Origin of the sequence: Zooshikella harenae (assembly GCF_018837975.1) — a bacterium.
Lineage (GTDB): Bacteria > Pseudomonadota > Gammaproteobacteria > Pseudomonadales > Zooshikellaceae > Zooshikella > Zooshikella harenae.
Map to the genome: position 1 here is coordinate 1 of NZ_JAGSOY010000037.1, position 14,118 is coordinate 14,118.

13 protein-coding genes are annotated in these 14,118 nt (G+C 39.5%); 4 read left to right on the forward strand and 9 right to left on the reverse strand.

Annotated features, from left to right (window positions below; all coding sequences use genetic code 11):
• Positions 1 to 83: 83 nt before the first annotated feature.
• The 4 genes from KCG35_RS15090 to KCG35_RS15105 form a co-directional block, all read right to left on the reverse strand.
• Positions 84 to 812, reverse strand: coding sequence for an archaeosortase/exosortase family protein (locus KCG35_RS15090; protein ID WP_215820619.1), 729 nt, complete (start codon positions 810 to 812; stop codon positions 84 to 86).
• An 80-nt stretch (positions 813 to 892) separates the two neighbouring features.
• The gene (locus tag KCG35_RS15095) at positions 893 to 2,512 is read right to left on the reverse strand and encodes a sensor histidine kinase (RefSeq protein WP_215820620.1); all 1,620 of its coding nucleotides are present in this window, start codon (positions 2,510 to 2,512) and stop codon (positions 893 to 895) included.
• Positions 2,503 to 3,228, reverse strand: a complete 726-nt coding sequence (locus KCG35_RS15100; protein ID WP_215820621.1) for a response regulator transcription factor — start codon at positions 3,226 to 3,228, stop codon at positions 2,503 to 2,505. The genes KCG35_RS15095 and KCG35_RS15100 overlap by 10 nt, the downstream gene beginning before the upstream one ends.
• A gap of 98 nt (positions 3,229 to 3,326) precedes the next feature.
• On the reverse strand, positions 3,327 to 4,082 hold the full coding sequence (locus KCG35_RS15105) for a TIGR02117 family protein (RefSeq protein ID WP_215820622.1): 756 nt from the start codon (positions 4,080 to 4,082) through the stop codon (positions 3,327 to 3,329).
• A gap of 397 nt (positions 4,083 to 4,479) precedes the next feature.
• Between KCG35_RS15105 and KCG35_RS15110 the strand changes: the two genes are divergently transcribed.
• Positions 4,480 to 4,869, forward strand: coding sequence for a hypothetical protein (locus KCG35_RS15110; protein WP_215820623.1), 390 nt, complete (start codon positions 4,480 to 4,482; stop codon positions 4,867 to 4,869).
• 123 nt (positions 4,870 to 4,992) lie between these two features.
• Here KCG35_RS15110 and KCG35_RS15115 read toward each other — a convergent pair whose 3' ends face one another.
• The 5 genes from KCG35_RS15115 to KCG35_RS15135 form a co-directional block, all read right to left on the reverse strand.
• On the reverse strand, positions 4,993 to 5,244 hold the full coding sequence (locus tag KCG35_RS15115; protein WP_215820624.1) for a FeoC-like transcriptional regulator: 252 nt from the start codon (positions 5,242 to 5,244) through the stop codon (positions 4,993 to 4,995).
• A gap of 23 nt (positions 5,245 to 5,267) precedes the next feature.
• The gene (gene feoB / locus KCG35_RS15120; protein WP_215820625.1) at positions 5,268 to 7,628 is read right to left on the reverse strand and encodes a Fe(2+) transporter permease subunit FeoB; all 2,361 of its coding nucleotides are present in this window, start codon (positions 7,626 to 7,628) and stop codon (positions 5,268 to 5,270) included.
• Positions 7,625 to 7,864 carry a FeoA family protein gene (locus KCG35_RS15125; RefSeq protein ID WP_215820626.1) on the reverse strand — a complete coding sequence of 80 codons (240 nt, stop codon included), beginning with the start codon at positions 7,862 to 7,864 and terminating at the stop codon, positions 7,625 to 7,627. Before KCG35_RS15125 ends, feoB begins: the two co-directional genes overlap by 4 nt.
• Positions 7,865 to 8,232: 368 nt before the next feature.
• The gene (locus tag KCG35_RS15130) at positions 8,233 to 9,159 is read right to left on the reverse strand and encodes a hypothetical protein (protein ID WP_215820627.1); all 927 of its coding nucleotides are present in this window, start codon (positions 9,157 to 9,159) and stop codon (positions 8,233 to 8,235) included.
• A 190-nt stretch (positions 9,160 to 9,349) separates the two neighbouring features.
• Positions 9,350 to 10,267: a PEP-CTERM sorting domain-containing protein gene (locus KCG35_RS15135; protein ID WP_215820628.1), complete on the reverse strand. Its 918-nt coding sequence runs from the start codon at positions 10,265 to 10,267 to the stop codon at positions 9,350 to 9,352.
• Positions 10,268 to 10,631: 364 nt separating this feature from the next.
• Here KCG35_RS15135 and KCG35_RS15140 point away from each other — a divergent pair, with 364 nt between their 5' ends.
• Genes KCG35_RS15140 through KCG35_RS15150 form a run of 3 tightly spaced genes read left to right on the forward strand, consistent with a single transcriptional unit; the run spans position 10,632 to position 14,048 of the window.
• Positions 10,632 to 12,074 (forward strand): GMC family oxidoreductase N-terminal domain-containing protein, encoded by a 1,443-nt coding sequence (locus KCG35_RS15140; RefSeq protein ID WP_215820629.1) that lies wholly within the window; start codon positions 10,632 to 10,634, stop codon positions 12,072 to 12,074.
• Positions 12,031 to 12,483, forward strand: a complete 453-nt coding sequence (locus KCG35_RS15145) for a hypothetical protein (protein WP_215820630.1) — start codon at positions 12,031 to 12,033, stop codon at positions 12,481 to 12,483. Before KCG35_RS15140 ends, KCG35_RS15145 begins: the two co-directional genes overlap by 44 nt.
• 38 nt (positions 12,484 to 12,521) lie before the next feature.
• Positions 12,522 to 14,048 carry an aldehyde dehydrogenase family protein gene (locus KCG35_RS15150; protein WP_215820631.1) on the forward strand — a complete coding sequence of 509 codons (1,527 nt, stop codon included), beginning with the start codon at positions 12,522 to 12,524 and terminating at the stop codon, positions 14,046 to 14,048.
• Positions 14,049 to 14,118: the final 70 nt, after the last annotated feature.

Here is a 14,118-nt window from a genome sequence, read left to right on the forward strand (position 1 = left end):
CTAACAAAGTATGAACTTGAGTAGCAATAATCGGTTTATTAAGTACTGAATCTAAAACAACCAAACATAATATTCGTAGCGTATTAAATGAATAAAAAAATCACTAACAAGATAAACCAACGCCAGGTTATGGCTTTATTGTCTATCCAGGTTAATAATACATAAAAAATGGTTCCCGCCCACAAACCTTTCAGGCCACTACAACTTAGATCCACAAGTGAATATTTATTTTCTACCATCATAACCGCTTTATCAGCAGCAACGTCAATACCTACCCCTGACATCAAGCTTTCCACCCATTCAACAGATAATAAACGTAGTGGAAAACCTAAATAAATATCCAAATAACCTTCAAATGGTAGTAATAAAATCAATAATACAAGCGGCAATAACACTTTTGTCCATACAGCAGGTTGAATATAAAAACCTAGCAACCCATAGGCTGCGATCATTACCCATACCGCTGAAAAAATATTGATACTGATAAAGTGCTCATTAATCAAATAGCCTAAACAGCCAACGGATAGAACAAATAAAGGGCGCTTTCTAAAAAAAAATAGGCTACTTAGTTTAATTTTGTTGTCTATAACTGATTTAACAACGATTAAACATAAAATAAGACTGATAATAATATGAAATACATTGTGTGCCGATAATAATTGTTTGCCTATCCAAACAAATGTACTACTAAAAAGTGTTATTACTAAAGTGATTAAAATAATGCTATAGCAATAGTTAACAAACAATGGTTTGGATACAAGCTGATCCTTGGATAACGTTGTGCCAATGCTGTGGTTGTGCTCAATACTCATGTTTCTCGCTACCCATACTTATTATAGATAGCGTTATACAGGACTCATGTGCACAAGCCGCTAGGAAACAATGGAGGTTTTCAGGAAAGAGTGTGCAGATTTTGTGCAGAAGATACTTTTTTTACCGTTAATTCAAAGCAGGCTCCTTGTGAACAAGGCTTTACACAAATCGTACCACCATAGGCTTCAATAAGTGACTTTACAATACTCAGCCCTAATCCTGTACCATTATGCTCTCTTCTGGTGGTAAAAAACGGTGTAAAGACCTTGTCTTGGTTTCCTGGAGAGATGCCAGCCCCATTGTCAGTGACTGTTAGTGTCATCATATTGAGTTGTTCTTTAATATTGATTACAACCCGTGTGGCATCATGCTGTCGAGCATTTTCAATCAAGTTGATAAAAATCGTTTCCAAATTTTCCTTCGCAATCTTGATACCTAAAGTATCCGCTGTAGGTACAACAACCTGTATTCCTTCTTGCTGATATCTGTCAGCCAACTTATCAAGCACTGATTGCAGCAATGTTGCTTCATGAGTAATCGCCACATTATCAGCTCTGGCTAAGTCAAGTAGCCTTGATACAAGCTGTTTAAGCCGGTTTGTGTCTTGCAGAATATTGGCTAAAAATTGAGAACGTGTCTGCTGATCCATCTCATCCATATGATCAATAATCAACTCTACTGCACCCTGAATACTGGTAAGCGGTGTTTTTAACTCATGAGAAACATGTGCAGCAAACTCACGAATATAAGCAGAACGTTCGTGTAATGAAGTTGCCATCTTATTAAAACTATCCGCCAATAACGCGATTTCATGAGTGACAGGAAACGCTAATGGTGCCATCACCTGGTCTTGTCCTGTGGATACCTTTTCCACATTATTTATTAACCGATAAATGGGTTGCGTGACGGTATAGGAAGTAAATAAGGTAATGATGAGCGCTAATCCTAGAATTGTTGCGCCCGCAACAGCCACTTTGTCTTTTTCAGCATAAAGATGTTTAAGTATGTTCTTAGGTGTCCTTGATAAATAAACCACTCCCCATAAATGCTCATTTTGAATAATAGGTAAAGCCACAAATATTCTTATACCCGTTCCACGGCTTATTGAAACCAGTGCAGGTGGAGCCTCATCAGAAATTCGTTGTCGTATAGCCGTACTGTATTTTCCTTGCAGCGCTGCTTGTACTTCAGGTAAATGAGCAAAAGACAACCCCACTTCCTTTCTGCCGGTAATAACAGTTCCTTTAAAGTCCAATATTTTCATACCAGCCAAGGTATTTTTTTGACTTTCCAGCAACACAGGTAGCATCCATGTGCCCGCTTCTGTTGCCACAACATCAGGAACCTGGTTAGGCTTTATACCATCTGGTCGACGCGGTAACACATCATGTGAAGCCAAATCAAGCTGTGGGCGAATAGGATTATAATAATGATCAACGAGTGCCTTTTGTGGCAGCGATAATGCTTTTCCATAACCTTGATTGGAGCTAATAATATTACTTACTTTTGCTTTGTAGGTAGCAGATAATACGGCCGCTTGCGAGATTAATGATAATTCTGTTTGATGTACTAGATCATTTTCATAAATGCGGAAAAAAACAATGCTTCCTAATGGCAGGCATAAAATAACTAAGCCAACAATAAAAAAAACCGTGCGTAAACGCAGTATCGCTTTATAACGCCAATCGCCTAATTGCATGAACCCAGCTTATATCCAACACTATGCACAGTTTCAATAATCATGGCACACCCTAGCTGTTGGAACTTATGTCTTATATGCCTGATATGACTGTCGATGGTCCGACCACTTACATGTATATTATTTGAATAAGCCTGATTCATAATATTGTCGCGGTCAAACACCTTCTCTGGATAGCGTATCAATGTGTGCATAATAGCAAATTCTGTTGCAGTCAATTTCACCTGAGACTCACCCCAAAACACAAGATGCTTTTCCACATTCAAACAGAGCTTACCAACACTGAGTGTATCCTCAGTTCGAGCTTGATCATCTTTCGCACTCTCTTGTATTACGCGTTTCACCTCAGCTGAGTGCACGCGCTTTAGAATAACATTAACCCTTGCCACGAGCTCTCTTGGACTGAAAGGCTTCGTCACATAATCATCCCCCCCAATCTCTAAGCCAACAACACGATCAACTTCATCATCCCGCGAAGATAAAAACAAAATTGGCACTTCTGATACCTTACGAATAGCCTTACAGACCTCCAGTCCATCGTACTCAGGCATATTAATATCCAGAATTATCAGGTCGGGTTGCGTTTGCGTAAATACATCAAGTGCCATCTGACCATCTGCAGCTTCTACAGCCTGCATTCCAGCTTTTTTTAACGCAAATAGAATCACTTGCCGAATATGAGAATCATCATCTACGACGAGTATTGTACGCTCCATAGGATTACACCAGTCACACTTATTAAAACCTATCCATTTCTAAGTATATTCTTTTTTCAAGTGATTTATACCTCGTTATCCCCTAAGTGTAATGAAGACTATGGTGAACTGCATGCGCCTATTGACTCCATGGTATTCACATCTAAACCAACATTACGCTCGTCGTGCTCTGGCCTTGACGGGTTGTTATAATCTTTAACCGTATTCATCACACTATCAGCTGTTAGTTTGAATGTTAGAAAAATATCAAAACCGGCACTTTTAAGTCCTTTAGCCGTCCATTTATTACAGGTATTCATCATATAATAATCACCAACCCCTTCGTAAAACTGGCTGTTACCATAAATACCATGCTTAATTGAAATCACATCATTCTGCTTAGTACGCGCAAAACTATTACGAATAAACTGAATTAGCGACTGATAACCCTGTTCATTTAAGCAAACTTTTTCAATATGACTACCTGAAAAATAACCTTTTATATCATCAGGCACAGCAACAACATGAACCACCGATCCAGAAGGCCAAAATATAGCTTTTAAGGTAATGCTCGTTGTGATTTCTTTAGCTTGGTAAAACCCTTTATCTCCCCAACCAATTTCTAAATAAGGGGATTCTCCAAAACGTTCATATAACGCAGGAATTTTTGACTGAAGTGATTTGGCAGAAATAACAAATCCTGTATGCCAACTATTACTCACCACATAAATGACATAAGGCTGGTCTGATGGTGACTGAGAAACGTTTGTTCTTTCCTCATGTTGATAAGTGGTCTGTTTAGGATCAACCACATATGGCTTCGATGAACATGCACTGATTAACAATAAAATACAAAACAATACACCATATTTCATGTTGCTACCGCATACAACCATGCTATGCCCACTATTAACGAGAAAAAATTTTCAACCCCATGTTACACCCACAGCAGATTTCATCGTATATGCAAATAAAAGACATTTATCACAGTATTTTTTACTCGTCTTAACGTCTTTAGAGGTGCCCTTTACTTAACTTCCCCAAAACCATGCTGCATGAGTTAAAACCACAGCATAGGTTTTAACAGTGTTTCCGCGTTTTTCCATAAACTATTTTTGAAGTAGATATTCGTGACAGATATCAATTATTAAATATGCTTACCAACAATCTTTGTCATTTTTTTTTAAACTCTTCATTAGAATCAGTGATCACAAGTACTAACAGGCATGCTGATTTTAGCGAAGTATGTAATGAAGTATAAAAGGAGAAGCAATGAAAACCTTAAAGACATGTTTAACCATTATCTCTGTTATTTTTCTGATTTCTTGTACATCTGCACGTGTTCACAATATTGAAGGTGGTGCGCTACCTACCACCATGCAAGGTTATCCTTATCAATTACACAAAGTAAGAAGCGCTATCATTCGTGCGTGTCAAACTCGAGGTTGGAATCCATCTATACAACGCGATGGAAGTATCATCGCCAGTATCAACGTCAGAAGCCATTTCGCAAAAGTACGCATTACTTACAATAGACGCTCTGTCAATATTCGATACATGGATAGCCGTAACCTTAAGCACGCAAATGGCAAAATTCACCGAAATTACAACCGTTGGATAGATAAACTATACCACACAATCAATGATGAATTAGCCAGATAATAAAGAGTTATGTTGAAAATATACCCACGAAAGAAGGTATAAATTGAAAGGAAGATTGAACCCTGGCACTTATCTCTTTATGGGTATGTACCCCTTATATAGATAAGCGCCAGACTTAAAACATCATTCGATATGACAGCAGGCTATTTTATTCGTGTCTTTTCCTTGCCAGTGGTAGATTTCCACTTGTGCAGGGTCACAACCACAACAACCTTGCTGACAACCTGCATTATCTGTTTTCTGAATAACACCCTTCCGTAACCAATGTTGTAACATGCCACGTAAGGCATCAGCAGGTGTCGAAAAATGCTGACTTAATTCCAGCAAAGAAACTGTTCCACGCTGTTTAATGTAGTTTCTTAAATTAAGTAACACCGTTTAACCCCAAGTAACATGGTTTAATCCACTACCGATTCAGCCCGATAACTTGAAACGTCTTTCTGACTTTGTGCGTAGTAACGCATGCCAAATAAAGTAACCAGAAAAGCGATGACCAAACCTAATGACCACATCAGAGAACTTTCCGGGTGGCCCGCAAAAGTACTCATTTGATAGTAAACACCGGCAATAGTGTAAGCCATTAAAAGGGTCCATAGACTGACAAATAATGACCACCGGCCACTGGTTTCTCGATAAATAGCACCAATCGCGGCAACACAAGGTGTGTAAAGCAGAATAAATAGTAGATAAGCAAATGCCGCTGCTGAACTGCCAAAGAGTGTTTGCATTACTGAATAGGTAGAAGTACTAACTTCCTGCTCTTCTGCAGCAGCCGTTTTATCATGGGTATCACCAATGTTTAAACCGAGTGGGTCCAACCAAGTATCTAGCGCATCAGACAAGTTTGCAGGTACCGTAGCAAAAGCTTCCTGAATTCCTGCTATCAGATCGTATTCGGCACCTTCTTCTCCAGCCTCATTTGAACCCATTTGGGTATACATGGCGTCTAACGTACCCACTACAGCTTCTTTAGCAAAGATCCCGGTAAAAATACCGACAGTTGCAGGCCAGTTTTCTTCAGTAAGACCAATAGGTTTAAATAAAGGTGTTATTTGTTGTCCAATTTGACTCAGCAAAGAACGCTCAGTGTTTTCATTACCAAAAGTGCCATCTGTGCCAAGTGAGTTCAACATACTTAACACCATTACCACCATCACAATCATTTTACCGGCCTTGGTAATAAAAGAACGTAGCCGATCCCAGGTTCGAATACATACTGAGGTAAACGAAGGCATGTGGTAATCGGGCAACTCCATAATAAAGTGAACACTCTCACCCGGTAGCAGCGTTCTTTTCATCAACAGTCCTGTCGCGACTGCCGTTATAATACCAATGAGGTATAATGCAAAGACAATGTTCTGACCATTATCCGGAAAAAATGCAACAGCAAACAATGCATAGACTGGCAGCCTGGCACCACAGGACATAAAAGGCGCCATTATAATGGTTAAAAAACGATCCCGCTCATTTTCCAAGGTACGTGCGGCCATTACCGATGGCACATTACAACCAAAGCCAATCAGCATAGGCACAAATGACTTGCCTGGCAGACCTAAATATCGCATCAACCGGTCCATGACAAAGGCTGCACGCGCCATGTAACCAGAGTCTTCCAGTATGGATAAAAATAAAAACAAGCAACCAATAATAGGAATAAACGTTGCGACGGTTTGGATACCACCACCAACGCCTTGTGCCAACAGAGTATTTAACCAGTCTGGCGCACTGACAGATGACAGCAGATAACCAGTACCATCAACGAATAACGTACCCGCCAAAATATCAAACAAGTCAATGAACGCACTGCCAATGTTGATGGTAAACATAAACATGACATACATGACCAGCAAAAAGATGGGGAACCCTAGCCAGCGATTTAAAACCGCTTGATCGATAAACTCTGATACCCGCGCCGAAGCTGGCCGTGTTGTGGTAATGGTTTGTTCTGCCAGTCTGGCAATATGCTGGTAACGGTCATTGGCAATTAAGATATCAAGGTCTTCTTGCTGACTCTCAGTTATTTCTGCACGATATCGTAGCAGCAAGTCATGTGTTGTATGATCTAAGCGAACGGGTAATGCCAGCTCCCCTTCTAATAATTTTAGTGTCAACCAACGACGAGAAATAGATCCAGATAATTCTGCAGATACTTCAGCTAACTTTGGCTCAAGCGCCTCAATTGCTTGTTCAATGGGCTGACAAAACGAAAATGTCGTGGCAAAAGATTTAGGGCTGGCAAGGTAATCATTGATCGCCTGTTTCAGCTCTATTATGCCTTTTTTTCGGCTAGCAACCACAGGAATAACAGGACAACCCAGCAGCTCAGCCAGTTTGGCACAATCAATCTGTTTACCATCACGGCTAAGCATATCCATCATATTTAACACTACTAGCACGGGTTTCCCCATTTCCAACAGTTGTAATGTTAAATATAAATTACGTTGAAAATTAGCCGCATCAATAATATTTACAATCAGGTCAGCTTCGTTAGAAATTACATAATCCCGGGCGATCTTTTCATCCAAAGACACAGTTTCATCAATAACGTCCAGAGAATATGTCCCAGGTAAGTCAACCAGATCAATTGTCTGCTGATTAAAAGAGTACTGTCCTGTTTTCTTTTCGACAGTAACACCTGCCCAATTACCAACCTTTTGTCTAGCACCGGTCAGCGCATTAAATAGAGAGGTTTTACCGCAGTTTGGGTTACCAACGACACATACAGTAGCTTTAGCTTGTGAACGATCAGCTACGGTCATGAATTCACCTCCACCTTAATAGCCTTTGCCTCTGCCCGGCGTAAGCTCAATTTAAAGCCACGTACTTCCAGCTCCATGGGGTCTCCCAATGGGGCAACACGAACAAGCATTAATGAGGTACCCGGAATCAACCCCATGGCTAATAGCTGTCGTCGGTAAGCAGGATTGTCATTGCTGATCGCCAATACTGTAGCACGCTGTCCTACAGAAAGGTCTTGAAGGGTTGCTGTGTCCATGCTGTGCTGAACTCTTTACTAATACTAAAAAATACTACGCGGAATCAATAAATAAGAATCAAGGAGCTAATGAGAATCACACTCACCAAAAGACCCAAAAAATCTGCTCAACCGAGAGCAGATATAAAACTTATGATGTTGTCACTCTAACAAAGCCTTAAAAAGCCTTAAATAGCCATATTGATACGCATCAATCAAATGCTATTCATTATCATTTCGGTAGTATAAAGGATACTATGCAGCAAATCACTTACTTTTTATGGTGATTTGGGCTCTCGAAAAAAAAACACATCCTTGTGGCCTGGAGGGCTTAATGGCAGCTCAATTGCTAATTGAGCTGGTAGCATGAGAATTACTGTAAAAGGTTGTTAACGCTTACGAATATAACGTGACAGTCTATAGCTCGCTAACAGTACTAATAAAAACCCAATCAATAATACGGCACTAGGTTCAGGGACAGCTAAAGGACTTAATCGAGCAAAGGTGTATAACGTTGTACTGGCATTTTCTGCTGTAAAATAATTTGGCCCTGGTTCAGCTGAAGCACCTGTTTCATCGAATGATGAATAAATCAGTAACTCATGAGGGAGTCCATCAATTAATAACTCAATAAAAACAGGAAACCCTCCTTCAGTGGTAAGTAAAAAAAAGTCATCACAGAAAGAACCTCTTGGATTGCCAAAAATACAAAACCCAGGGTTATTCAATGTCTCATTAAAAGCCAGATTAAAAAGGCTAATTAACGTAGTGCCTTCCTCACCAACAGGAACCAAATCATCTGCTACATCAGGGCTAGCAAGCAGAGCCAAGGTTAGATCAGTTAATGGAAGCAGTCCTAAAGTATTATGGTTGACAAACACATCTGTCACAGGGCCGTCAGTACTTGATAAACCTAATGCACCTAAAATTTGAGCCGACAATAATGTTGCCGCAGCAGGATTAAGTACATTATTGTTGTGGACTAACTGGGAAATTTTCTCAGGTGCTCCATCTGCATTCAATGAAATGTCATGATAACTTGTTAGCACCAATGAGCTTTGCAACAAATCAGGATTAAGACCAGATTCATCAGATGGCTCTCCCCACACCAATGAACTCATTGTCGCTGTACCACCTTCCGCTATGGGATCAGTCACAATGACAGCAGGGGGACCAGGATCAGGGGTTAAAGCAGGATTTTGAAAAATACCACTACTCGGTATCAGGTCCAGCTTCAGCATCGTGGCCTGTGCAGCCACTGATAACATAACTGTCGTGCTGCATATTAGCATCCCGACATACGTCATTAGTCTCATGGAATTTCCCCATTTCAGTAAGCAATAGAAACAGAAAAATCATGAGCATAAAAAATGCCATAAAATAAAAAACAAACTGAAACAAAACCTTAATTTTTTAACTTAAACTCACTCTTTTAATAATTGCAAAAAAAACAAACAGACAAAAAAGGAGGAGATAACCTCCTCCACATGAAAAAACAGATATGACTTAATGTTTTTTACGGCGTCTTGCTACTAAGCTTCCCATAACTCCAAATAAACCTGTTAACATCATTCCTATACTTGTTGGTTCAGGAATAAGTGTTAAAATCCCAAATGTGTATAAATCAGTTGCAGCAACCTCAGGGGTATAATACAACGGACCTGATTCAATAGTTGATCCATCAGCATCAAATGATGAGTAAATAAATAGATCATGTAATTTATCATCTATATACACATCAAAGTGCAGTGGAAAGCCACCATCAGTCATCAAACTAAAGAAATCATCACAGGTTGATCCGAATGGATTAGGTGGATCACAAGGAATAAAATTGGGTGTTTCAGTAAAACCAATATCAAATAAACTGATAATTGTTGTGGGATACTCAGCTGGAGGTACAATATCACCTGGTACATCAGGATCTAATACCAAACCACCACTCAATAAACTCAAAGGAACATCACCACCTTCAGTTTTCAAGAAAATATCACCTAATACACCCATACTGCTGCTAACAGATAGAGCCCCTAAAATTTGCGCAGTTCCCAAGGTTGCAGCTGTTACACTGACGACATTATTATTATGTGTTAAAACCGACAGTTCATAAGGAACACCAAGCGCATCAATTGAAATAGTCTTGTGACTTACTAAATCCAGATTACTCTGCTCTAAACCAGGGTTAAGCCCACTCAAGTTAGAAGGTTCCCCCCAAAACAATGTACTACGTGTATCCAAACCACCATTATAAGCAAAATCATTAACAATAGTTGCTGGTGGAATACCTGGTGCTGTTACCACAGGATTTTGAAAAATACCGGTATCATCTACCAAATCAAAATCCAAAAAACCAGCCACTGCAGATTGCCCTGCAATTGCAGAGAAACCTATGGCAGAAGATAATGCCAGTGCCTTAAACGTTTTCATCAAACCCTCCCATCAACACAAAAAAAATATCCAAAAGCAATTCTCACTGGCTAAGAACGCATGGATAATGCCAATTTATTTTTCTCTTTTTTTTTCATACAGATAGTAAAAACAAAAAACAAAAAACCAGGTAGTCACGCTATTTGTGATAAGCACTCAAAACACATTTTTTATCAAAAACACAAAAAAACAACCGATAAACCAAAAAAACACGACCCCCACTTAATAAAAATTAAATATATTTTAACTATTATCTTCACAATCACTTTATTATTCTTTATTGATTCAACTTATTAATTTAATAAAGCTGTAGTAATATCCTCCAATGTCCTCAACCAAGAATAAAAATAAGGACATTAGCCTCATGAATGAGATATTTGATTTTGTAATCGTAGGTTCTGGCGCTGCTGGAAGTGTGCTTTCGTTTTATCTTACGCAAGCTGGCGCAAGCGTCTGTTTAATTGAAGCAGGCAAGTCTTTTTTTCCTGGTGAATACCCTACTGATGAACTTACCGCTAACAGCCAACTTATGTGGCATGGTGGTGCTGACCTCAATACGCAAGCTAACCTGATTTTATTACGTGGGAAAACGGTTGGTGGAGGTACAGTCATAAACCAATGTTTGCTAGATCGTTTTGATACCTTTGCCTGGAATCTGTTCAAACAAAGCAGTGACGTTACCTGGTTCACTAATGAAGTAATGCATTCGCATTACTCGGCAATAGAACAACAACTTTCTATACAAACGATTACCGAATCGCATTGGAATCACAATGCAAAACTCTATGCGAATGGTTTTGAAAAACTAAAGCTTGATTATGCTCCACTACAACGCGGACAATCTCATTGTAATAATATGGACTGTATTGTTTGTCTGGGTGGATGTAACAGAAACTCAAAGCAAAGTATGCCGACCACCTTTCTTAAACTGGCTTTAAGACAAAAACTCAAGCTAATAAGCCAGTATTATGTAACCAATATTATTCCAGGGAAAAACATGATTTCTATTTATGGAAATCATATAACAGGTCCCAGAGTTATTAACGCACGTCATTGTATATTAGCGGCAGGAGCACTAGGTACTACTGAAGTGCTTTTACGAACGGGCTTTGCCAAAAAACTACCTGCGCTTGGTAAAGGATTTTACTGTCATCCTCAGTTTATGTATTTAGCCCAGTGCAAAGAGCCTGTAGATGCGCATTTAGGAAACTTTCAGGGCATTAAATCAACCGATACCCGCTTTCGTAAATTGGGTTTTAAGCTTGAAAATGTTTTTGCACGCCCTATTGGCATTGCACTACTAAAATCGGGTTATGGTCTTGATCACCAAGCCTTTATGCAAAAGTTTCGGCATTTAGCCTGTATAGAAGTAGCTATTCGTGATGAGTTTCCAGGCCTTATTACGTTAGAAAATAATCGACTTGCTATCAACAAAACATTAAATGATAGCGATAAACAAAAAGCTAATAGCGGAAAAGAAGTCGTTTTTGAAATATTCGATCAAATTAATGCTGTACTCAAAGAGCAACCAACCTACCCTATTGGACTACACTTAATGGGCGGTTGTGCTATGGGTCATCATATTCAATCATCAGTGGTAAATGAACAATTTGGCGTATGGGGTGAGCAACGCCTTTCTATTGTTGATGGCTCTATTTTTCCTGTTGCCCCAGGCATTAACCCATCACTAACCATTATGGCGCTTGCTCACCGAGCAAGTCAGTTCCTGCTGAGTCAGCATACTACTATACAGAAGACGACTAATGACATCCAAGTACCTACAGCAACATCAACTGAATACGCTTAAAAAAATGGGTGACATTTTAATTCCTGGCGATAATAGTCTACCTAGCTTTTCGTCAACGGGTTGCTTATACCAAATTGATACTGTTTTACAAGCAACACACCCTGATGATGTCAATGCGTTACGTAAATTATTAACTGTCTTTAGTATAATCCCTAAACAATTATTAAATTTATTGCTCCCCGGAATTTTAAAACTAGCCAAACTTCCTGGTGTATTAGGAACCCCTTTTCGACAATTTGAATTTGCCACAAAAGGACTACTTATGTCCTTATACTACTCAGGCTTATCGACAGAGTTCAATGAATACAGTAGTGTCCATAGCAAAATAGGTTATCAGGTCACACCACCCAGACCTGTTGAAGAGCCACCGAAAACTAATAATCAAGAGGACATTACCCTTCATCAATAGGACTAAACCTATCTATAGCCATAACGAAGGATTGCTCAATGCTTAAATACTCTTCATCTACAACCGCTCAAGATGGAACAACGCTATCACCTGATCAAGTTATACAACAAGCTCGTCAATCTTTTCAACATAATCAAATTTACTCCATCAAACAACGTATTGCAGAAGTTAAACGTGTCATTGAGTATATTCGCTTAAACCGAGAAAGTATCACTGATGAATTAACCCAGGCAACAGGTAAAACACGTACTGATGCGCTCGTATCTGAAATTTTAGGTGTTCTTGATAATTTACACTGGAATTGTAGTAACGCAAAACGCATTTTCGCTGAAAAAAAAGTACATACGCCTATTACACTGCTTGGTAAATCATCACACATCCGACACGAACCCTATGGAGTAATTCTATTAATAGTCCCCTGGAATTACCCATTACATATCAGTTTAACATTTGCCATTGGGGCTTTTTTAGCTGGGAATAGCGTAATCATAAAACCCTCGGAACATACACCGATGCCAGGTTTACTTGAACGTATTTTTTCCACTGCACCTTTATTAGCGTCCTGCATACACGTTATTTATGGTGATGGCGCGATTGGTCAACAATTGATTGATGCTAGACCAGATAAAATTTTCTTTACGGGTAGTACAGTGACCGGCAAAAAAATTCTGCGTCATGCCAGTGAACTGGTAGTTCCGGTAGATGTTGAGTTGGGAGGCAAAGACCCAATGATTGTGTTTGAAGATGTTAACCTTCAACGCACAGTAGCAGGTGCGCTTTGGGGAGCCATGACCAATGCGGGCCAATCCTGTACATCAGTAGAATTACTGTATATACAACGTTCTATTTTTACCCCCTTTATCACCCAATTTAAGCAAGCAATGGAGCAATTGGTTATTAATACGGGTGACCAGGGAAATGCAGATGTAGGCGCTATCACAACGAATTTTCAAGCGGAAATTATTCAAGAACATTTAGACGACGCAAAACGTAAAGGTGCAACGTTATTTAGTGTTGGGCAAGCAATTTCTGCATCCAGCCGACTGATCCCCCCTACCCTCATCACGGATGTCAACGAAGATATGTTAATTGTGCAAGAGGAAACATTTGGTCCTGTGGTTTGTGCCATCCCTTTCGATAGTGAAGATGAAATTATTCGGCTAGTGAATCAAAGTCCTTATGGACTAAGTGCCAGTGTATGGAGCAAAGACCTTAAACGCGCTAAACGTGTCAGCCATGCGCTACAAACAGGTGCCGTATCGATTAACAATGTCATGCTAACAGAAGGTAACCCTGCTTTACCCTTTGGTGGTGTTAAGGAAAGTGGTTTTGGCCGAGGAAAAGGCGAAGAAGGCTTATTGGCGTTTACTCGCAGTAAAGCCATTATTATTGATAAGCAAAGTGGAAAAAAAGAACCTAACTGGTATCCGTATACATTGAAAAAATACCAATTATTTGGTGAGTTAATTGATGCTTTATTTCGTCAGGATTGGTTAAAATACATTAAGCTGGCATTGGTTGGTGGTAAGCTAGAAAAAACGTCACAACAGAATAGAGGTGATTAACAATAATAAAACAAATCCGCTTGGCGTAAAAAATCACCCTTTCTGCAAAACATGAGAGGGTGATTATTGA